Annotated in this window: 13 protein-coding genes; 8 read left to right on the top strand and 5 right to left on the bottom strand. The window is 60.6% G+C overall.

The window, feature by feature from the left end:
• The first annotated feature begins 2 nt into the window (after positions 1 to 2).
• The 5 genes from cobN to K5E40_RS22770 all read left to right on the top strand — a co-directional run bounded on the left by cobN (position 3) and on the right by K5E40_RS22770 (position 9,387).
• Positions 3 to 3,851 carry a cobaltochelatase subunit CobN gene (gene cobN / locus K5E40_RS22790; RefSeq protein WP_221732730.1) on the top strand — a complete coding sequence of 1,283 codons (3,849 nt, stop codon included), beginning with the start codon at positions 3 to 5 and terminating at the stop codon, positions 3,849 to 3,851.
• Between the two features lie 145 nt (positions 3,852 to 3,996).
• Positions 3,997 to 5,001 carry an ATP-binding protein gene (locus K5E40_RS22785; RefSeq protein ID WP_221732729.1) on the top strand — a complete coding sequence of 335 codons (1,005 nt, stop codon included), beginning with the start codon at positions 3,997 to 3,999 and terminating at the stop codon, positions 4,999 to 5,001.
• Positions 4,926 to 5,657: a VWA domain-containing protein gene (locus K5E40_RS22780; protein WP_221732728.1), complete on the top strand. Its 732-nt coding sequence runs from the start codon at positions 4,926 to 4,928 to the stop codon at positions 5,655 to 5,657. The genes K5E40_RS22785 and K5E40_RS22780 overlap by 76 nt, the downstream gene beginning before the upstream one ends.
• A 182-nt stretch (positions 5,658 to 5,839) precedes the next feature.
• Positions 5,840 to 7,486: a phospholipase D-like domain-containing protein gene (locus K5E40_RS22775; protein WP_221732727.1), complete on the top strand. Its 1,647-nt coding sequence runs from the start codon at positions 5,840 to 5,842 to the stop codon at positions 7,484 to 7,486.
• 341 nt (positions 7,487 to 7,827) lie between these two features.
• Entirely contained in the window at positions 7,828 to 9,387 is a 1,560-nt protein-coding gene (locus K5E40_RS22770; RefSeq protein ID WP_221732726.1) for a TerC family protein, read from the top strand.
• A 122-nt stretch (positions 9,388 to 9,509) separates the two neighbouring features.
• Here K5E40_RS22770 and K5E40_RS22765 read toward each other — a convergent pair whose 3' ends face one another.
• Positions 9,510 to 10,901 carry an aldehyde dehydrogenase family protein gene (locus K5E40_RS22765; RefSeq protein WP_221732725.1) on the bottom strand — a complete coding sequence of 464 codons (1,392 nt, stop codon included), beginning with the start codon at positions 10,899 to 10,901 and terminating at the stop codon, positions 9,510 to 9,512.
• 103 nt (positions 10,902 to 11,004) lie between these two features.
• Here K5E40_RS22765 and ptrR point away from each other — a divergent pair, with 103 nt between their 5' ends.
• Positions 11,005 to 11,883 (top strand): putrescine utilization regulator PtrR, encoded by an 879-nt coding sequence (gene ptrR / locus K5E40_RS22760; protein WP_221732771.1) that lies wholly within the window; start codon positions 11,005 to 11,007, stop codon positions 11,881 to 11,883.
• Between the two features lie 132 nt (positions 11,884 to 12,015).
• Here the strand turns inward: ptrR and K5E40_RS22755 are convergent, their stop codons facing one another.
• Genes K5E40_RS22755 through K5E40_RS22745 form a run of 3 tightly spaced genes read right to left on the bottom strand, consistent with a single transcriptional unit; the run spans position 12,016 to position 16,444 of the window.
• Positions 12,016 to 13,350: a TolC family outer membrane protein gene (locus K5E40_RS22755; protein WP_311775973.1), complete on the bottom strand. Its 1,335-nt coding sequence runs from the start codon at positions 13,348 to 13,350 to the stop codon at positions 12,016 to 12,018.
• 10 nt (positions 13,351 to 13,360) lie between these two features.
• Positions 13,361 to 14,707 (bottom strand): HlyD family type I secretion periplasmic adaptor subunit, encoded by a 1,347-nt coding sequence (locus K5E40_RS22750; RefSeq protein ID WP_221732724.1) that lies wholly within the window; start codon positions 14,705 to 14,707, stop codon positions 13,361 to 13,363.
• Positions 14,708 to 16,444 carry a type I secretion system permease/ATPase gene (locus tag K5E40_RS22745; RefSeq protein WP_221732723.1) on the bottom strand — a complete coding sequence of 579 codons (1,737 nt, stop codon included), beginning with the start codon at positions 16,442 to 16,444 and terminating at the stop codon, positions 14,708 to 14,710. It lies immediately after the preceding gene.
• A 316-nt stretch (positions 16,445 to 16,760) separates the two neighbouring features.
• On the opposite strand from K5E40_RS22745, the gene K5E40_RS22740 reads away from it, so the two are divergent.
• The gene (locus K5E40_RS22740; protein ID WP_221732722.1) at positions 16,761 to 17,459 is read left to right on the top strand and encodes a response regulator transcription factor; all 699 of its coding nucleotides are present in this window, start codon (positions 16,761 to 16,763) and stop codon (positions 17,457 to 17,459) included.
• On the opposite strand, the gene K5E40_RS22735 is transcribed toward K5E40_RS22740, so the two are convergent.
• On the bottom strand, positions 17,460 to 18,938 hold the full coding sequence (locus K5E40_RS22735) for a sensor histidine kinase (RefSeq protein WP_221732721.1): 1,479 nt from the start codon (positions 18,936 to 18,938) through the stop codon (positions 17,460 to 17,462).
• Positions 18,939 to 19,011: 73 nt separating this feature from the next.
• Here K5E40_RS22735 and K5E40_RS35130 point away from each other — a divergent pair, with 73 nt between their 5' ends.
• Positions 19,012 to 21,657, top strand: a complete 2,646-nt coding sequence (locus K5E40_RS35130) for a peroxidase family protein (protein WP_260455945.1) — start codon at positions 19,012 to 19,014, stop codon at positions 21,655 to 21,657.
• Positions 21,658 to 21,685: the final 28 nt, after the last annotated feature.

Raw genomic sequence — 21,685 nt, 5'->3', positions numbered from 1 at the left:
CCATGCACCTGCTCAGGACCCAGCCCGGCGGTTTCGTGTCGGATGACAACATTGCCGACCTTGGGCAAACCCCCGCCGAACTGGTGATCCTGTGCAGCGGCGATTCCAGCCTGGCGTTGCTCGCCGAAGCGGCGCAGCAATTGCCCGAGGATTATCCGAGCCTGCGCCTGGCCAATCCCATGCAGGTGCAGAATCACGCCTCGGTCGATCTGTACGTCGACGAAGTGCTACGCCATGCCAAGGTGATTCTGATCTCGCTGCACGGTGGCATCGCCTATTGGCGCTACGGTGTCGAGCGTCTGGTCGAGCTGGCCGAGCGCGGTGTGCAGGTGATTATGGTGCCGGGCTGTGATCGCCCCGACCCGGAACTCAGTGATCTGAGCACCGTCGGCGCGATAGATCGCGACCGGCTCTGGCAGTTCTTGCGGCAGGGCGGGATGGGCAATGCCCTGGACTTTTTCCGTTGTCTGGCCAATCGCTGGTTCGCACGCGACTACGCCTGGGCCGAGCCGCAACCCCTGCCGCGCACAGCGATTTACCATCCGCATAAAAACATCGCCGCACTGGGTGACTGGCAAGCCGATTGGCTGCCCGATCTATCGGTCGCGGCGGTGCTGTTTTACCGCTCGCATTTGCAAGCGGCGAACACCGCGTTCATCGATGTTTTCTGTCAGCGCTTGCAGGCAGCGGGACTCAATCCGCTGCCTATAGCGGTGGCCAGTCTGAAAGAACCCGGCTGCCTGTCGATGGTCGAGGATTGGCTGGATGAAGTTGAGGCGGGGGTGATTCTCAACACCACCGGTTTCGCTCAGTCGAGCCCGGAAATGCCGAATCTGCGGCCGTTTCGTCGCAACATCCCGGTGATCCAGGCAATCTGCGCCCAGGACAACGAACCGGGCTGGCGTGACAGCGCGCAGGGCCTCGGACCAAGGGATCTGGCAATGCACATTGCGTTGCCGGAACTCGACGGACGCATCATCAGCCGCCCGATCAGTTTCAAGGATCTGGCCTGGCGCAGCGAGCGTAGCCAATCCGATGTGGTCTGCTACCGGGCGCAACCCGAGCGCATGGATTTTGTCGCCGAACTGGCGCGACGCTGGATTGATCTCGCGCGGGTACCGAACGCCGAGAAACGCATTGCGCTGATCCTTGCCAATTACCCAACCCGCGACGGGCGTATCGGTAATGGAGTTGGCCTCGACACGCCGGCAGCCGCGCTGAATATTCTTCGAGCGTTGCAGGCTGAGGGCTATCCGATAACCGCCGAGCTGCCGGACAGCGGCACTGAGTTGATCCAGCAGTTGCTCGGTGGCGTCAGCAATGACCTCGACACGATTGACCAGCGTCCATGCCTGCAAAGTCTGGCGATGGACGATTACATGACGATGTTCAACGCGCTGCCCGAAGCCAATCGTGCCGCGGTGGTTGAACGTTGGGGCGCGCCGCAAAAAGACCCGATGTGCCGTGACGGACGAATGATGATCGCCGGTCTGCGCTTTGGCCTGACCTTCATCGGCATCCAGCCGGCGCGGGGGTATCAGGTTGATCCGAGTGCGGTCTACCACGACCCGGATCTGGTGCCGCCACACGGTTATCTGGCCTTCTATTTCTGGCTGCGCACCACCTACAGCGCCCACGGCGTGATTCACGTCGGCAAGCACGGCAACCTCGAATGGTTGCCGGGCAAAGGCGTCGGGCTCTCGGAGAATTGCTGGCCGGACGCGCTGCTCGGGCCGCTACCGAATATCTACCCGTTTATCGTCAATGATCCGGGCGAGGGCGCTCAAGCCAAACGGCGTACGCAAGCGGTGATCATCGATCATCTGATGCCACCGCTGACCCGCGCCGAAACCTATGGCCCGCTGCGTAATCTGGAACTGCTGGCGGACGAATATTACGAGGCACAACTGCTCGATCCGCGTCGCGCCCGTGAATTGCAGCGCGACATTCTGCAATTGGTGCGCGATACGCAAATCGATCGCGAACTGCAACTGGACGCGGCGCTGGACAGTGATGCCGACGCGGCAATCTGGCTGCCGCGTCTGGACACTTATTTGTGCGATCTTAAGGAGTCGCAGATCCGCGATGGCCTGCACATCTTCGGCGAGTCACCGACCGGGCGTTTGCGCGTCGATACGTTGTTGGCGCTGCTGCGCATTCCACGCGGTGACGGCAAAGGTGCGCAGTCGAGCCTGCTGCGGGGGCTGGCAAAGGCATTTGAGCTGGGTTTTGATCCGTTGGATTGTGCATTGGCCGATCCGTGGGTTGGCCCGCGTCCAGAGCAACTGCAACAGGTCAGCGATGAGGTCTGGCGCACCGCTGGCGATACCCGCGAACGACTCGAACTGTTCGCCACTAAACTGATCTCCCAAACACTGCAAATCTCCTGTGGGAGCGGGCTTGCTCGCGAAGGCGTCGTGTCAGCCAGCACTGCTTGCAGTGACACACCGCTTTCGCGAGCAAGCTCGCTCCCACAGGGATCGGGTTGGTCTGACGTGAATGCGATTGTCCAGGCGCTGCACGAAGTGGTCGCCCCGCGCCTGGACGCCTGCGGCCCGGCGGAAATGCGCGGCCTGCTCGATGCCTTGAACGGGCGCTTCGTCCCCGCCGGCCCGAGCGGCGCGCCAAGTCGAGGCCGGCTCGACGTGCTGCCGACCGGGCGCAACTTTTACTCGGTCGATGTGCGCAACCTGCCGACCACCACCGCATGGCGCATCGGGTTCCAGTCCGCGACACTGATTCTCGAACGACATTTGCAGGATCACGGTGACCACCTGCGTCAGCTCGGCCTGTCGGTGTGGGGCACCGCGACCATGCGTACCGGTGGCGACGACATCGCCCAGGCCATGGCGCTGATGGGGGTGCGGCCGGTATGGGCCACGGGCAGTCAGCGGGTCGATGATTTCGAGATCCTGCCGCTGAGTCTGCTGGATCGCCCTCGGGTTGACGTGACGCTGCGGGTGTCCGGGTTTTTCCGCGATGCGTTTGCGAACCTGATCCGCTTGTTCGACGCGGCAGTGCAAGCGGTGGCCGCGCTGGATGAACCGGACGATCTCAATCCTTTGGCGGCCAAAGTGCGCGCCGAACGCGAAGCCTTGTTGCAATCAGGCCTCGATGAAGACGCTGCACGGCGCCAGGCCGGTTGGCGGATTTTCGGGGCCAAGCCCGGCGCTTATGGCGCGGGCGTGCAGGGCGCCATCGACGGTCGTCTGTGGCAGACCCGCGAGGATCTGGCCGAGGTTTATGTTAACTGGGGCGCCTACGCCTACGGTGGCTCCGACGAAGGCACCGCAGCCCGTGAACAATTCGTTCAGCGTTTGAGTCAGGTGCAAGCGGTGCTACAGAATCAGGACAACCGCGAGCACGATTTGCTCGATTCCAACGATTATTACCAGTTCCAGGGCGGCATGCTCGCCGCCGTGGAGACCCTGCGCGGCGAAGCAGCGGCGAGTTATCACGGCGATCATAGTCAGCCGGATCTGCCGAAGATCCGCACCTTGAAGGAGGAGCTCAACCGGGTGATTCGCTCGCGGGCTGCGAATCCGAAATGGATCGACGGGGCCAAACGCCACGGCTATAAAGGCGCGTTTGAAATGGCGGCGACCGTGGATAACCTGTTTGCCTTCGACGCGACGACGCAGTTGATCGACGATCATCAATACGCATTGCTGGCCGATGCTTATCTGCTTGATCCGGCCACCCGGGATTTTGTTCGCGAGCATAATCCCCACGCACTGCGCGACATGACCGAGCGCATGCTTGAAGCGCAACAGCGGGGGATGTGGCAGGAGCCGGGGGCTTATAAAGAGGCTCTCGAAAATCTGCTGCTGGACATAGAAGAAGACACCTGATGCAGCTCATTTCAAATGTGGGAGCGGGTTTGCTCGCGAAAGCGTTGTATCAGACACCCAATGCGTTGAATGACACACCGCCTTCGCGAGCAAGCCTGCTCCCACAGTTTGAAAGCATTTCACCGACCATGACCGAGTACTGATAATGATCGACACCCCACATTTCCCACTCTCCGCCGTGGTCGGCGCCGATGACTTGAAACTCGCCCTGTGCCTCACCGCCATCGACCCGAAAATCGGTGGTGTGCTGATCGAAGGCCCACGCGGCATGGCCAAGTCCACCCTGGCCCGTGGCCTTGCGGATCTGCTCGCCAGCGGCCAGTTCGTCACGCTTCCGCTGGGCGCCACCGAAGAACGTCTGGTCGGTACCCTTGATCTCGACGCGGCCCTGAGCGATGGCCGCGCACAGTTTTCCCCCGGAGTGCTGGCCAAGGCTGACGGTGGCGTGCTGTACGTCGATGAAGTGAACCTTTTGCCCGATCATTTGGTGGATCTGCTGCTCGACGTAGCTGCCAGTGGCACCAACCTGATCGAGCGCGACGGCATCTCCCATCGGCATTCGGCGAAGTTCGTCCTGATAGGCACCATGAACCCGGAGGAGGGCGAGTTGCGCCCGCAACTGCTCGACCGCTTCGGCTTGAACGTTGCCCTCAGCGGCCACACCGCACCGACCGAGCGCGGTCAGATCATCCGTCGACGACTGGATTTCGACAGCGACCCACACGCGTTCTGCGCTCTGTGGAAAACCGCGCAGCAAACCCTTCGCGATCGCTGTGAAACCGCCCGCAGTACCTTGGCCGGCATTCCTCTGGATGATGCGGCACTGGCGCAAATCACCGAGCGCTGCTTTGCCGCTGGCGTCGATGGTCTGCGTGCCGACCTTGTTTGGTTGCGCGCGGCCCGGGCCCATGCCGCATGGCGCGGCGCCACGGCCATCGCCGAGGAGGACATCGACGCGGTGGCGGAATTTGCCTTGCGCCACCGTCGTCGTGAACAAGCCCCGTCGAGTCCTCAGCAACAACCCGCGCAATCGCCGTCAAACGCGCAGGCCAACCCGGACGAAGGGCAGGGCCAGTGGGGCGACATGCCGGCTCCAGCGCTCGCCACCGGCAGCCGTCGCGAAGTGCCGAGCTGGCCAAAAAAGATGTAGGCATTCGCCCCCGATCCGACGCGGGGGCGAATGCCAGACCCCGCGCCGGACAGCTCGACAACGGACGCCAGGGTAAACGTCATGCGGCTCGCAGTGGCTCGGTCAACTGGCCGGGCACGTTGCTCAATGGTCGTCCGCAACGGCATGAAGATCTGCTGTTTCAACTGCGCACCCGCTCGCCCCAAGAATTGTGGCTAGTGATCGTCGACGCCTCGGCCTCGACGCGCCGTCATAACGCACTGAGCGATGCCAAGGGCCTGCTCGCGCAACTGTTTGACGACGCCTATCGCCAGCGCACGCGGCTGGCGTTGCTGACCGCCAGTGGTGCGGTGCCGAAATGGCAGGTACAAGGGCTGAAGGCCTCAAGCGGTTTGCGTGTCTGGCTGGATGGGTTGGGCGCGGGGGGCGGGACGCCGTTGCTCGCGGCGTTGACGCAGGCGCAGCAGTGGCTGACGGTGCGGCGCAAGCGCTTTCCTGTCGAGCAACAGCGTTTGCTGGTGGTGACGGATGGGCGTTTGAAGGCGTGGTCGGGGTTGTCGGCGCTCGGGTGCCCGGGGCTGTTGATTGATATCGAGCGTGGGCCGATTCGGTTGGGCCGGGCGAAGGATCTGGCGGGGGCGCTGGGGGCGGAGTATCGGCATATCGATGACCTCTGAAACCTGCAGCGGCTGACAGGGCCATGTCGCGGGCAATTCCGGCTCCCACAGGTTTTGTGACCGCCGCGGGACCTTTGGGAGCCGGGCTTGCCCGCGATGGTATCCACTCGGTTTCGGATCTGCCGACACGATTCGAACCACTGCTCTATGCTCCACCCCAGCCCAATCACAAGGAGTGAGCGATGCGAATGCTGGTCAAGAACCCTGAGGACGATTTTCGCGTCAAGGCTTACGCCGGCACCAACGGCGTGCTGCTGGCAATGGACCTCGCCGAGTCACGTCGCCAAGGCCTGCTCGGGTTTGCCATCGAAAAGCAGCAGGGCGACAAGCCTTGGCTGTTTCTCTTCAACAGCCTGACCTTCCCCGGCAAAGCCCACACGTTCCCGCAGTTTCACGCCACCCCCAGCGATAAGGCTCCGCTGCAAAAATTCCGCTGGGCCGATTACGCGGTCAATCCGGGGATGACGATTCACTATCGCGTTCACTTGGCCTACGGCACGCCGGATGCGCCGCAACTGGGCGAATCGCTGGAGTTGACCATCACTTCAGACGACGGTCATCCGGCCAACCAGCGTGTGATCTTCAACCGCGCCGTGGCCGCCAGTCAGGCCTTCCAGCGCAAGTTTCCCGACCTCGACGCGCAACTCAGCGCCAACAAGAACATGCCCATCGAAGCCTGGCCCGATGCGGCACGCCAATGGCTGGAAAACGGCTTGCTCGGGCGCTTGCTGGGGTTTATCGCGCGCGCCACCGATGGTGAGTGGGCGTTGGACATCGCGATTTACGAATACCAACTGCAAGCCATCGTCGACGCCGTGAACGCTGCGTTCGAACGGGGCGTGCGGGTGCGAGTGCTGTATCACGCCCGCCCCGATGACGACGACACCACGCTCAACGAAGCGAGCCTGGCGAAGCTGCCAGCGACCAGTAAACGTGGGAGGGTCACTCACAACATCTTTCACAATAAATTCATCGTCCTCAGCCATGTGGATGCCACGGGCCAACGCCAGCCGCAGGCAGTGCTGTGCGGCAGCACCAATTTCACGGCTAACGGTATTTATCGTCAGGCCAACGTTGTGCATGTGCTCGATGAGGTGGCGGTCAGCACCCGCTATCTGCAAACCTTCGAGGAAGTCTGGGCGACACCGGCAGATGTCGGCGCGACCCGAGCGTGGATCACCGAACACAACCCGATGGACGCCGCGCAGCCGCTGTTCACCGGTTTCTCGCCGCGCACGGGCGGTGCGGATTTGCGCGAGTTCGTCCAGATCATCGAAGCGGCGAAGAAGGACGTGTTGTTCGTCACCGCATTCGCTTTGCCTGACGCGATCCTCAATGCGTTGCTTGGCCAACCCCATGACGACATCCTGCGCTTCGGCCTGCAAAACACTACCAGCCGGATCACCGGGTTCCATGCCGATCGTAGCGCCGAATTCGCTGCCACGGCGTTACTCAACACCGGTCTGGAGGGTTGGCTACGCGAAAACATGAAAGGCCAGAAGGGCAATCTGTTGGTGCACACCAAAGTGGTGGTGACTGACTTCACCACTGACACGCCGACCCTCATCAGCGGCAGCCACAACTTCAGCGCTTCGGCCAGCAACGGCAATGACGAAAACTATCTGATCATTCGCGGCGATACCGATCTGGCGGATCGGTACGGACTTGAGTTGCTGCGATTCTACGAACATTACCGGTTTCGTTATTTCGCGAAGAAACTGGCATTGAAGCAGGTGCGGCCGTTGGCGGTGGATGACCGCTGGACTAACGATTATTACGTCGAAGGGGATTTGCGTGAGTTGTCGCGCCTGCGGTTTGCGGGGCGCTAACTCGTTGTTATTGAGGCCCTCATCGCTAGCCTGCTAGCGATGAGGCCGTTCGAAACGACGTATTTCTCAAGAAATACAGATTTTGAAATGATTTCAGGCTGTAAGAAAAGTGACTCCAGGCTGTACGCTCCAAATCCTTTTTTCATGCAGGATTTACATGAACACCCTCGCGGAACCTCCCAGTTACAGCTTCCCCTCGCGCCACGGTGCGGTCTTGACGCACTCGCAGTATCCGGTTTTCCGACTCCCGACTATCGTTGATAACGCAGCCACTGAGCTTTCGCGCTGCGCTTTGCCGTGTCCGGCAGCCTGAATTCACTGAAGAGAGATAGAGACGTTTTATGGAATGGTTAGCGGATCCCACGGCCTGGTTAGGCTTGTTGACTTTGATCGTGCTGGAACTGGTGCTGGGTATCGACAACCTGGTGTTCATCGCAATCCTTGCGGACAAACTGCCGCCGCATCAGCGTGATCGTGCACGCATTATTGGCCTGTCGTTGGCGCTGATCATGCGCCTGGGCTTGCTGGCGAGTATTTCCTGGCTGGTCACGCTCACACAGCCGTTGTTCGAGGTGTTTGACAAGAGCTTCTCCGGCCGTGACTTGATCATGCTGTTCGGTGGCGTGTTCCTGTTGTTCAAAGCAACGATGGAATTGCACGAGCGTCTTGAAGGCCATGTCGGCGAACGTTCGACGAATACTGCTTATGCGCTGTTCTGGCCGATCGTTGCGCAGATCGTCGTGCTCGACGCCGTGTTCTCTCTTGATGCGGTGATTACCGCTGTGGGCATGGTCGATGAACTGGCGGTGATGATGATCGCGGTGATCATTTCCATCGGCCTGATGATTGTTGCGAGCAAGCCGCTGACGCGCTTCGTCAACGCACATCCGACGGTGATCATGCTGTGTCTGGGCTTCTTGATGATGATCGGTTTTGCCTTGACCGCCGAAGGTCTGGGCTTCCACATCCCGAAAGGCTATCTGTACGCCGCCATCGGTTTCTCGATCCTGATCGAGGTGTTCAACCAGATCGCACGGGCTCGCCGCAAGCGTTCGATGCAGGGGCTGCGTCCGATGCGTGAGCGTACTGCACATGCAGTGTTGCGTTTGCTGGGTGGACGTAAATTGGCGGTGGAGGAGGTCGGCGAGGAAATTTCTGACCTGCTGGACGATGGCGACGCGCCAGGCACCGAGCTGTTCGACCGACGTGAACGGGTGATGATCAGCGGCGTGCTGCAATTGGCCGAACGGCCGATCCGTGGCCTGATGACCGTGCGCGCCGACGTTGACACCATTGATTTGGCCGACGATGCCGATGCGATTCGCACGAAGTTGATGCACTCGTCCTACTCGCGCCTGCCGCTGATCCGCGACGGCGTGGTGGATGAGCCGCTGGGCTTCGTGCACAAGAAGGAACTGCTCAAGGAGTACCTGGCCGGCACTGAGCCGAACCTGGAACACCTGGCGCGCAAGACCATCAACTTGCTCGACAGCTATTCGATCCTCAATGCGCTGGAACAGATGCGCGCCGCGTCGACCCACATTGCCTTTGTGGTCAACGAATTCGGCGATTTTGTGGGGGTGTTGACCATGACTGACATTCTCGAGTCGATTGCCGGCGAGCTGCCTGATGCCAGCGAAATCGAAGGGCCAGATGTGGTGGAAGAGCAGGGTGGCTTCATCGTCAGTGGTGCGTTGAACCTGGCGCGCGTGCGCCAGCGCACTGGTTTCGGTGCCGAACCGACCGAGGATTATCAGACGGTTGCCGGTTTGGTGATGAGTTTGCTGGATCGGCTGCCGATGATTGGTGATCGTTTGGAATATGAAGGCTGGCAGATGACCGTCAAGGCTGTTGAGGAACGGCGAGTGACGCGGGTGTTGCTGGTGCGCGAGTCGGCGTAATAGCAAAGTATTACGCTGGCTTTACCGGCCTCTTCGCGAGCAAGCCCGCTCCCACAGGTTTGATCTGTGATGGACGATTTTCTGGTTGCGCCACACGTCCAGTTTGGGAGCGGGTGTGCGGGTTATTTACGATCCAGCCACACGGTCTGCGCATTGCAGAACTCGCGCACGCCAAAGTGCGACAGTTCGCGACCGAAACCACTCTTCTTCACGCCGCCGAAGGTCACGCGTGGATCGCTGGCGGAGTAACCGTTGATGAACACGCCGCCGGTGTCCAGTTCGCTGGTCAGTTGCTGGGCCAGTTGCACGTTGGCGGTGTAGATCGTTGCGGTCAGGCCGAACTCGCTGTCGTTCGCCAGCGCCACGGCATGGGCACAATCGCGGGCGGTGATGATCGAGGCGACCGGGCCGAACAGTTCCTGTTTGAACGAGGTCATGCGGTCGGTGACATCCGCCAGCACGGTGGGCTGGTAATAATTGCCCACACCTTCAGACTTGCCGCCGCCGAGCAGCAACGTCGCGCCTTCTTCGAGAGTGTCGCGTACTTGTTGATCCAGTTCGTCGCGCAGATCGAAACGCGCCATCGGGCCGATGTACGTGTCAGCCACCAACGGATCGCCCACCTTCAACGCGCGTGTGGCTTCGACGAATTTGCGGGTGAATTCTTCAACTACGCCTTCTTCGATGATCAGCCGTTTGGCGGCGGCGCAGACTTGGCCGGAGTTCTGGTAGCGACCGATGACGGCGGCTTGTACGGCTTCGTCCAGATCCGCATCGTTGAGCACGATGAACGGGTCGGAGCCGCCCAGTTCCAGTACGCATTTTTTCAACGCGGCCCCGGCCTGAGCACCGATGGCCATGCCGGCGCGGACGCTGCCGGTCAGGGTCACGGCGGCAATCCGTGGATCGGCGATGGCGGTGGAAACGCCTTCGGGGGTGACGTTGATCACTTCAAACACGCCGTCGGCAAATCCGGCGCGGGTGAAAGCGTCGCGCAGCAGATAGGCGCTGCCCATCACGTTCGGCGCATGCTTGAGCACATAAGTGTTGCCGGCGATCAGCGCCGGTACTGCGCCGCGCAGCACTTGCCAGATCGGGAAGTTCCATGGCATCACCGCCAGGATCGGGCCGAGCGGGCGGTATTCGATACGCGCTTTGCCACCTTCCACCTGGGTCGGTTCAGCGTCGAGCATGGCCGGGCCGTGTTCGGCGTACCACTCGCAGAGCTTGGCGCATTTTTCAATTTCACCGCGGGCCTGGGCGATAGGCTTGCCCATTTCCAGGGTGATCATGGTCGCCATGGCTTCGGCGCCTTCACGCAGCGCAGCGGCCAGGGCGGTCAGGGCGCGAGAGCGATCTTGCAGCGGCTTGCGTTTCCACTTGCCGAAACCGTAAGCGGCGCGGGTCAGTGCGGCGTCGAGGGCTTCTGCGGATTCAAAGGCGTAATGGCCGATCTGCTCGCCGGTGGCGGGGTTGATCGAGATGGCGTGGGTCTGGCTGGATATCTGGCTCATGGCGTTGTCCTGCGTGTTCAGTGGATGGGCCTAGAGTAGGGTGGTGTTTGTTTTCTGGAAACTGAATAATAAAGATCGTTTCTTTCACGATTGGAGAATGACTGTGGATCTGGTGCAGCTGGAAATCTTCAAAGCCGTTGCCGAACACGGCAGCATCAGCGCCGCCGCTGCGCAGATTCATCGCGTGCCGTCGAACCTGACCACGCGGATCAAGCAGCTTGAGCAGGATTTGGGCGTCGATCTGTTCATTCGCGAGAAAAGCCGCTTGCGCCTGTCACCGGCCGGGTGGAGTTTTCTCGAATATGCGCGGCGCATTCTTGATTTGGTTCAAGAGGCACGGGCCACCGTCGCCGGTGAGGAACCGCAGGGCGCTTTCCCCTTGGGCTCACTGGAAAGCACCGCCGCCGTGCGAATCCCCGAACTGCTCGCGGCCTACAACCAGCTTCATCCGAAAGTCGACCTGGACCTGTCCACCGGCCCGTCCGGGACGATGATTGAAGGCGTGCTGTCCGGTCGACTCGCCGCCGCTTTTGTCGACGGCCCTGTGCTGCATCCCGCGCTGGAAGGTGTGCCCGCGTTTGAGGAAGAAATGGTCATCATCGCGCCGCTCAACCACCCTCCGGTCGAGCGCGCGGCGGATGTGAATGGCGAGAACATCTATGCCTTCCGATCCAACTGCTCCTATCGCCATCACTTCGAAAAATGGTTCAGCACCGACGCGGCGGTGCCCGGCAAGATCTTCGAGATGGAGTCCTATCACGGCATGCTCGCCTGCGTCAGCGCCGGCGCCGGCCTGGCTCTGATGCCGCGCAAAATGCTGCAAAGCATGCCCGGTAGCGCGACGGTCAGTGTCTGGCCGCTGGCGGCGGATTTTCGCTACCTGACCACTTGGCTGGTGTGGCGACGGGGCACGGTGTCGCGCAGTTTGAGTATGTTTGTACGCTTGTTGGAGGAGCGCGGTGTGGTACGTGCGGGGGAGTGATTGACACCTTTTCGTCACGGCGTACCGTTTCGGCCATGCAGTCGATAGCCGAGGTGTTGGCTCAAGCAGTGGTGCCACGCCTAATCGTTGGCCAGCCGAAAACAGAGGGCGGCGTGGGCTGGCGTGGGTTGTTCAGAACGACAGCCGAGGCCCCAGGTAGGCGTTGGCGCTTTCGATGTCGTCGTCGCCCAATGCGCCGACGTCAGCCGCCAGACGCAGTTTGGCCAGCAGGTAGCGCAACTTGGCTTCGAACAGGTCGCGACGAGCGGTGAATATCTGTTCCTGGGCGTTGAGAATGTCGATGTTGGTGCTGCTGCCCGCCAGGAAGCCTTTCTTTGACGACAGTAGCGAGCGCTCGCTGGAGCTGACGGCTTTTTCCAATGCATGGATGCGCGCTTCACCGCTTTGCACACCCCGAAATTCCCGGGTTGTGCCGGAGATGATTTCTTCGCGGGTCGCATTCAGATCCTCTTCAGCCTGGTCTCGCGTGGCGACGCTTTGTCGGGCCCGGGCACTGACGTAGCCACCGCTGTACAGCGGAATGTTGAGTTCTACCCCGGCCGAGGTGTAGCGGTTGCGCTGATTCTGGGTGGACAGGGTTTCGCTGTCGGCGGCGGTGTAGCCCAGCACCAGGTCGAGGGTTGGCCAGTGACCGGCCTTGGCTTTGGCCACTTCTTCATCGGCGGTGTTGACGTTCAAGCGCCGGGCGCGGATCGACGGGTTGTCGGTGCCGGCGCGGATGATCCACTCCTGCAGATTGTTCGGCTGCAGTGGCGGGGTGGGAAAGGTCTCCTGCAACGTGGCGATCTGGTCGGGTGCCTCACCGACGTACTCTTGCAACTGGCGTCTGGCGACGACCAGGCTGTCCTCGGCCTCGATCAGTTCGGCCTGAGCGAGATCGCGTCTGGCCACCGCGTCATCGACATCGGTCACGGTGCCATCCCCCAACTGCCGTCTGCGCTGAGTCGAAGCCACTTGCTCATTCAGTGCGCTGAGTTTGGCGTTGGCCAGTTTGGCGGTTTCATGGGCCAGCAGCACGTCAAAGTAGCGCCCGGCCAAGCGCACCGCCGAATCCTGTGCCTTGCTGTCGAACACCGCGTTGCCATAGTCGGCCTGATACTGGCCCTGACGGTACTCGGCCATTTTCTGTTTGTTGAACAGTGGCTGGCGCAGTTGCAGGGTGGCACCGCGCGAGGCGTAGTTGAGATCGTTGGTGTGGCTGTTGCCGTAAAAGTCCGGCTGTTTTTGCGTGCCGTTGATGTGGTTGTCGAACGCGGTGATGCCGATTTTCGGCAGCAGGCCGGATTTGCCGATGACGCGGTTTTCCTGGGCAGCGTCCCTTTCGTGACCGGCAGACAGGAAGGTCGGGCCCTGAAACTGCATCAAGTTCCACGACTCGCGCAGGTCCAGTGCCGTTGCCGATTGCGCCAGTCCTAGCAGCGCAGTCAAGCCAATCACCCGCCGAATGCTGTGCACTTCATTGCTCCTTGAACGCGCTGTTGACGCGGTCGAGCAGAGGTTTCAACAGGTAGCTGAGCATATTGCGCTCGCCGGTCTTGATGGTCACCGAGGCGGGCATGCCCGCACGAATGTGATTGCTGCCCAGCATGGCCATCCCGGCCTCAGTCACTTCGATCTGCGCCAGGTAATAGGGTTGTTTGTTGTCTTCGCTCATCAAGCGGTCGGCAGAAATGGTCAGCACCTTCCCCGGTATGTTGGGCGTCTGCACATGGTTGAACGCGGGAAAGGAAATCATCACCGGCAGCCCCGAGTTCATTCGGTCGATGGCTTGCACCGGAATCATCGCGTCGATTTGCAACGGCTCATGGGCGGGGACGATTTCCATGATCTTGAAGCCTGACGCAATCACCCCGCCGACCGTCGACACGTTCAGGCCCTGAACCACGCCGTCGATGGGCGAGCGGATAACCGTGTGTCGCACTTGATAATCCAAGGCTTGCAAGCGATCGGTGAGGGCGCTGTTCTCCTTCTGCACATCGGCCAGCAGCGACTGCACTTCTTTGCGGTAGTCGTACTCGCGCTGAATGATGCGCAACTTGATGTCGGCGGCCTGGCCCCGAGCGCGGGCGATGTTGTTCAGGTTATCGGCCTGGGAGGCGTTCAGGTCGGAACCGGTGCGCTCCAGTTCCAGCATGCGATTGCGCGGCACATAGCCTTCGGCGGCGAGTTGGCGCACGCCCACCAGTTCCTGATTGAGGAAACCGATTTGTGATGAACGGGCGTTGTAGACGCGTTGCAATCCTTTGACCTGCGCGTCGGCGGAATTGAGTGACTCACGCAGGATGTCCATTTCACCGGCCAGACTGGCGCGGCGTGTGGCGAACAGGTGGCGTTGCAGGCGAATTGCGTCGGCCAGATGATCGTTGTCGGCGTAGCGTTTGAGCATCAGCGGGTCGAACACCACATCCGGCAAACCGTCGCGCTCAGCTTGCAGGCGGTTTTCCATGGTCTTGGTGGCGATGAACTGTGCGTTGACCACGCCTTGTTCCGAAAGCGCCTGAGTGGCGTCCAGCCGCACCAGTTCCTGGTCCTTGCTGACGTTGTCGCCTTCGCGCACCAGAATCGCGTCGATGGTGCCGCCGGTCTGATGCTGGATGGCCTTGCGGTTGCTGGTGACCTTGACCGTGGCGGTGGCGACAATCCCGGCATCCAGCGGCGCCAGCCACGACCAGAGTAAAAAACTGCCAAAGCCGACGATCACCAACAGCACGCCCCAGCGCGCCGGGCGCCGGTCGTCGACGTCAATCTCGGCCATTGCACGCACCAGTTCCTGGCCATGCGGGTCAACGCTCAAGGCACCCATTTACTCTCTCCCGCGCACGGCTGACAGGGTTGGCGCACCGACGGTCGGCAGCACGCTGGTTTGCCGTAGTGCGGCGAACACTTCTTCGCGGGGGCCGAACAATTGGGTGCTGCCTTCACGCAGCATCAGAACTTTGTCGACGGTGCCGAGGATGCTCGGCCGGTGGCTGATCAACACCGTGGTGCAGCGCCGCTGTTTCAGATCTTCCAGTACCTCGATCAGGGCTTTTTCCCCGGCGTCATCGAGGTTGGCGTTTGGCTCGTCGAGCACGATCAGCGAGGGCTCGCCATACAGTGCGCGGGCCAGGCCGATGCGCTGGCGCTGGCCCCCGGACAACGGGTTGCCGTCGACGTCCAGCGTGGTGTCATAACCGTGAGCAAAGCGCAGGATCATGTCGTGGACGCCGGCGCGCCGGGCCGCGACGATCACCGCCTCACTGTCGACTTCGCCGAAGCGCGCGATGTTGTCGGCGATGCTGCCTTCGAACAGTTCCACATCCTGGGGCAGGTAGCCGATCCACGGGCCGAGTTCCTGCTTGTTCCACAGGTACACGTCGGCGCCGTCCAGACGCACTTTGCCGCTGAGCGCCGGCCAGATGCCCACCAGCAAACGAGCCAGTGTCGATTTGCCCGACGCGGAAGGGCCGATGATGCCGAGTGACTCACCGGGCGACAGGTTGAAATTGGGCCCGCGAATGATCGCTTGAGTCATGCCCGGTGCGCCGGCATGCAAGTGCTCGACCGAGATCATGCCCAGCGGTTTTTGCAACTTCATCGCATCGGCGCGTGCTGGAAATTCCTGCAGCAGGTTCTTGAGCCGCGACCAGGCACGACGGCTGGTCAGTAGTTGCTTCCAGGCGCCGATCAGTTGCTCCACTGGCGCCAGCGCCCGGCCGCTGAGTATCGAACAGGCAATCATCATGCCCGGCGTAATCGAGCCTTCGATGGCCAACAACGCGCCGGTGCCCAGGATCAGCGACTGCAAGGTGATCCGCACGAAACGCCCAATGCCACTGATGTAGGCCGCCCGATCGGAGGCCAGGGTCTGCATTTCCAGAATCCGCAGATGGCTGCCGAACCAGCGACCGGTGATCGCCGGCAACATGCCCATCGCCTCAATGACTTCAGCGTTGCGCAGGTTGTTGTTGGCGAATGTGCCTGAGACCTGCGCCGCCATGTTGGCCTCGGCCAAGGGCTTCTTTGTGGCGATTTCGGTGAGCCAGGTCAGCGCTACCAGAATCAGCGAACCGCACAGGGTGACGATGCCCAGCAAGGGGTGAATCAGGTAGGCGACGAACAGATAGATCGGTGTCCACGGCGCGTCGAAAAAGGCGAACAGGCCGTTGCCGGTCAGAAACTGGCGAACCTGTGCCAAGTCCTGCAGTGCCTGAGCGGGGTTGCCCCCGGCGCGCTGCAAGTTGCGCTCGAACGCGGCGGTAAATACCCGGCGGTTGAGGGCCATGTCGAGGCGGTTGCCGACCCGGATCATCACGCGGGTACGCACCACTTCGAGCATCGCCAACAGGGTGTAGAGGCCGATCATCAGAATCGTCAGCATCAGCAGTGTGGTGACGTTGCTGCTGACCAGTGCCCGGTCATACACCTGCAGCATGTAGATGGCGGGCGAGAGCATCAGGACGTTGATCACGCCGCTGAACCCGGCCAACGAAAAAAAGGTGCGGCGCAGCCGGAAAAACACGTCGGCAAACTCGGATCGCGGGTGGTTTTTCTTGTCCATCGGGAAAGTTCCAATGCCGTGGCGTCATGTACCTCAGCGTAGGAGAACGACTGTTGGTCGGATTGCCCTCAGGTCCGGTTTTTCATTGACGTTATATTTTTGACTGTTTGGAGTGCATTACAAAACAACGAGTTGCTCGCGTATTTTTCAGTCGCTTGTAATGAAGATTGCTTGTTGACGGTAAAAAAACGTTCGACTTAAGTCTGATTTTCGCGCTGGCGACACGCTCCGCCTCTGTCCACAGCCCGGCGTCCGAGCGGGTTAGCTGCTATTAATCAATGGGTGTCCGGCTGCTTGGTCCTTTCAGGAGCGCGTCATGAATCCTTTCATCCGCATCGGCATTGCCGATGATCATCCCCTGCTGCGTGAGGGCGTCGCCAATACCCTGCGAAAGCGGACAGATCTGCAAGTCGTGGAGCAGGGCGGCAGCGCCGAGGAGGCGCGCGATATCGCTCAGCGGATGAGGCCTGACGTGATGTTGATGGACGTCAACATGCCGGGCGACGTGTTTGCGGCGGTGAAATTTATTTCCACGCAACTGCCGGAAGTGAAAGTGCTGATGCTGACAGTTTCCGAATCGGAAGATGACGCCTATTCGGCGTTGGAGGCAGGCGCGCGCGGTTACGTGTTGAAGGGCGTCAGCGGACCGGATCTGGTGCTGGCAATACGTTCGATTGCCAGGGGCGACACCTTTATCACCCCAGAATTTGCCAACAAGCTGCTGAGCAATTTCAAGAAGCATGAAGTTGAAGTGCGCAAGATCGACCTCACCCATCGGGAAGAGCAGATCATCCGCGAGGTTTCCAAAGGCCTGACCAATAAAGAGGTGGCGTCAAAGCTGTTCATCAGCGAAAAAACCGTCAAGTACTACATGACCTGCGTGATGCAGAAGTTGCACGCGCGCAATCGGGTGGAAGCGGTCACGGCGCTCAGGCGCCACTGGGAGCGCGAGGCTGTCGGCCGGTTGCACATGGGCTCGGCGCCAGCGCACCTGGATGCCCGCGGAGGCTCCTGATCACAGTTTGAGTTGTGCGCTGACCGATGTCCCTTCATCGGGGGCGGACTTGATGCTGAACACGCCACCCAGCGATTCCACGCGATAACGCAAACCGGCCAGTCCCAGCCGGTTTCTGTCGTGGGCGTCGACGACCAGCGCGTCTGCGGCCATGCCTGGCCCAGCGTCTTTGACGGTGATCAGCAGTGTCTCGTGTTGAAGGCTCGCGGTGATCGTCTGACCCTTGCCCTGAGCATGACGATAGGCATTGTTCAGGGTTTCCTGGACAAACCGGTAGACGCACAGCTTTACCGGAAGCGGCGCCGAGTCGGGTAGTGGCGCGATGTTCAACTGCACCTTGCTGCCGGTGCGCTGCTCATGTCGCTGGGCCACCAGTTGTAGCTCTTGCGTCAGAGTCAAATCGTTGATTTCCGGCAGGGCCAGGCCCCGGGAGAGATCGCGCACCTCACGCAGGGCATCGGTGGCGGCGCCGCGAATGGTTTCCAGTGACTCCTGATCAAGCGTGGTGCAGTGTTCGGCCAGGTCATCCAGGCGGATCAGAATCAGGGTCAGCAACTGCGCCGGGCCGTCGTGCAGATCAGCGCCAATACGGCGCAGGGTCAATTCGTTGATGCGGGAGAACTCTTGGGTCGCGGTGTTGATTTTGCGATGCAGTGCCGCATTGCTGACGCGCAGGCGGGTTTGTTCCAGCAGACGCATGCGCAGCGCCACCTGTTGGCGCTGGATGATCTGGTCGCCACGCCGGACGATGAAAAACAACAGCGTCAGCATGGCCAGGGTCGCAGTGCCGACGACCAGCCACACTTGTTGACGTATGCGGTTGATTTCCTGCTCCAGGCTTTCGGCTTTTTCGTAGAACTCGCCCACTGCGATGATTTTGCGTGTGTTGAACTCGCGCAGTGGTGCATAGATTTCGTAGAGCGGTACGTTGAGCTTGCGTTCGAATTCGTTCTCTTCCTGAGACAGATCCTCAAGGTCGGTGACCACGTTGCCCTTGAGCGCTTCGGCAATTTCATCCATGGGGAACTTGCGGTTAGTGATCGATTTGTCGGTGCTGTAAACCACCGTGCCATCCGCGCGCCAGATCTTTATCGAGACGATGTGTCGTTTCAGCGAGCGACTCTCCATCAGGCGATCCAGGGACTTGACGCTGGCGGGCGAGAGGTTGTTATCGCGACTCATCTCCTGCACGTAAGGCTCCAGAAACGCTTCCATGTAATGCGCGCCGGCCTCGGCCGCGCTTTGTACGGCGGCGCGTTCTATGCGCTCACTCACCAGTTTGCCGACGAAAAACATTGTCAGCCCGAGGATCAGTGCGGCGGCCAGCACAAACTGGGTGGAGCGGCTCAGATGGCGGGCGCGCAGCTTGATACGCCAGCGCCAGAGCCTTCTGTACACAGGTCTGGGTTCGACCAAAGTCTCAGACTCATCGGCGACAAAAGTCTCGGTTTTTGATTGGACTTTTGCATCTTTTGCCATCGCGTCGATTTCCTGATGATCGTGGTAAGTCGGTTGAAAAACTTTGCGAGCCAACGGATATCCGGAGTTTGCCATGTACCAGCTAAAGCGCTTTACCCTCAATGCCAACGATATTTCGTTCCTTGAACAGCAGGTGTCCTTTCCGACCATTCATATCGTCGGCTACAACGCCTCTGGCCAGCCGCTGTACGGCTATGACGGTTCGGACGGCAACGTCCATGTGCTTGGCCTGCTGGGCAGCTTCAATCCGCTGGACACTCCGCCCGGTGAAACGGCCTGGTACAACGGCGCCCGCGATCCGATCGGTCTGCGCGACGTCTCCGGCCACTTCAACAACTTGACCCAGGACGGCCAGAGCTGGGGGAGCTTCGAACAGAACTTCATCCGTCTGACCCATTCGGACTACACGCACTACGTCCATCAGAATCTGAGTAACGCCGCATTGACTGGCGCAGGCGTTCCGGCAGGCGCCACGCCCATGTCTGACAGTAGTTCACTGTATAGCGATCCGACAGCGTCAGTGGTGGACTACACGCCACGGATGATCAGCCAGACCATTGTCAGCGGCGGCGTCACATTCGCCACTGATGGCGCAGGCCATATTCAACACACCGCCGGTGGCGTGGCGATCGTCACCGATCCCGGGATTATCGGCACCCTCGGTGAGGTCGATACCAGCGCTCCGGATTCCGGCCAGTACTTCATTCGCAACCAGAACACCGTGTCGGGCGACCCGTCGACCACCGGCTGGTTCACTTTGTTCGGGCAGTTCTTCGACCATGGGCTGGACTTCATCAACAAGCCCAACCAGAACGCGACCATCACCATTCCGCTGGCGCCGGATGATCCGCTCTACGGCACCATCGGCCCGGATGGACAACCGGTTTACTCGATCAAGGTCCACCGCGCCTCGGTGGCGGAAGTGGACGGGCAGGGGGAGGCGCAATACATCAACCTCGACTCGCCTTACATCGATCAGAACCAGACGTATGGTTCTGCTGATTCGGTGACCCAGTTGCTGCGCCAGTGGGTTGCAGACCCCAACCACCCAGGCCAATACATCGCCGGTGCGGCATTGTTCGATGGCAATACGTTGAGTGATGAGGCCGCCTGGACGCTCAATGGCGTGCTCACCCATCAGACACTGCCGACGCTCACCGAACTGCGTGCTCACATAGCCGAAACCGGCCGTGATGACCTGACCTGGGATGACATCGCCAACTTCCGCGTGCGCGATGCCCAAGGCCATGTGCTTGATGCCGACCCCAACACGGCCGGCGTGCAGGCGGTTTATACCCGCGAAGCCATCCTGCTGGACATGAACCCGCACTTCGATGATGTGCATATCGACCAAGCCAAGTTGATGTCGCTGGATGCGCACATCACCAGCATCACTTTCGATGCGAACAACCCCTACGGCATGGTCTTCAACTACGACAATTCCGGGCCGAAGAATCTGTTCAGCTTCGTCAACTTTGCCGATTTCACCATCAGTGCCGCGCCGGGCAGCGCCGATTACGCGGTGGCCAACGAACTGCTGCTGGAGTCGGTGGGCGACCACTACATTGCCGGTGACGGCCGAGTGAACGAAAACTTCGGCCTGACCGCGATTCACCACGTCTTCCACGAAGACCACAATGTGCAACTGATCAACCTGCAGAACGAAGTGCTGGCGCAGACGGACGTCAATGTGCGGCACAACTGGCAGGTACAGGTCAGCAATGGCAGCGGCGGTTTCTTCAGCGACGCCAGCGGCAATTACACGTTGGCCGATGGCGTTACCGTGTCTTGGGATCAGGACAAACTGTTCTACGCGGCCAAATTGACGGTGGAGATGGAATATCAGCATGTGGCGATCGACCAGTACGCCCGACTGATCACACCCGATCTGCCGGAGTTCGTCAGCTATGACTCGGGTACTAACGCCAATATTTCACTCGAGTACGGCCAGGCTGCTTTCCGTTTCGGTCACTCGCAATTGCGCGAAACCATCGATGCCCTGGAAAAGAACGCCAGTGGTGGCTACGACCTGACCGGCGCGATCACTCACTATGCGCTGGAGCAGGCGTTCCTCAATCCCGGTGGTTTTGCCGAAGTGGGCCCGACCGCCATCGCGCTGGGCATGACCCGGCAAATCAGCAACGAGATCGATGAGTTCGTTACGCCGGCCCTGCAACAAGGCTTGCTCGGCCAGCCGCTGGATCTGGCGACCATCAACCTGGCACGCGGACGCGACCTTGGGTTACCGACCCTGAACCAGGCACGTCAGCAAATCCATGACGCTTTGATAGCCGAGCGTGCCTCGCCCGCCGGCACTCAACATCACACCAACCTGATCGTTGACAGCCTGACGCCCTATACCAGTTGGAGCGATTTCGCCAACAACATGATTCACCCCGAATCGCTGGTGAACTTCATTGCGGCGTACTCCTTCGACGGTGACGTGGCCCATGCCCAAGCCATCATCGACGCCGACCAGACCGGCGAAACGGTCAACTATGCCGGTGGCAGTGTCACCGCCGAGCAGGCGGCGTACTTCCTCTCCGGTGCGGCGGATCCCAACGGCAATCATGTCGAGGGTTACGACGGCTATAACTCGATTGACCTGTGGATTGGCGGGTTGGCGGAAAAACATGTGTACCTCGGACAATTGGGCACCACCTTCAATGCCATCTTCGAGGATCAGATGGAGCGGTTGATGGACGGTGACCGGTTCTAGTACCTGTACCGCCTCGACCTCGGCTTGC

The organism is Pseudomonas baetica, assembly GCF_019733355.1.
Lineage (GTDB): Bacteria > Pseudomonadota > Gammaproteobacteria > Pseudomonadales > Pseudomonadaceae > Aquipseudomonas > Aquipseudomonas baetica_A.
This window is presented reverse-complemented; position numbering and strand designations above follow the sequence as displayed.

Bases quoted from the DNA above. Each gene is read 5' to 3' on its own strand.
- cobN (WP_221732730.1), top strand. From the start codon at position 3: ATGCACCTGCTCAGGACCCAGCCCGGCGGTTTCGTGTCGGATGACAAC.
- K5E40_RS22785 (WP_221732729.1), top strand. From the start codon at position 3,997: ATGATCGACACCCCACATTTCCCACTCTCCGCCGTGGTCGGCGCCGAT.
- K5E40_RS22775 (WP_221732727.1), top strand. From the start codon at position 5,840: ATGCGAATGCTGGTCAAGAACCCTGAGGACGATTTTCGCGTCAAGGCT.
- K5E40_RS22770 (WP_221732726.1), top strand. From the start codon at position 7,828: ATGGAATGGTTAGCGGATCCCACGGCCTGGTTAGGCTTGTTGACTTTG.
- K5E40_RS22765 (WP_221732725.1), bottom strand. From the start codon at position 10,901: ATGAGCCAGATATCCAGCCAGACCCACGCCATCTCGATCAACCCCGCC.
- K5E40_RS22750 (WP_221732724.1), bottom strand. From the start codon at position 14,707: ATGGGTGCCTTGAGCGTTGACCCGCATGGCCAGGAACTGGTGCGTGCA.
- K5E40_RS22745 (WP_221732723.1), bottom strand. From the start codon at position 16,444: ATGGACAAGAAAAACCACCCGCGATCCGAGTTTGCCGACGTGTTTTTC.
- K5E40_RS22740 (WP_221732722.1), top strand. From the start codon at position 16,761: ATGAATCCTTTCATCCGCATCGGCATTGCCGATGATCATCCCCTGCTG.
- K5E40_RS22735 (WP_221732721.1), bottom strand. From the start codon at position 18,938: ATGGCAAAAGATGCAAAAGTCCAATCAAAAACCGAGACTTTTGTCGCC.
- K5E40_RS35130 (WP_260455945.1), top strand. From the start codon at position 19,012: ATGTACCAGCTAAAGCGCTTTACCCTCAATGCCAACGATATTTCGTTC.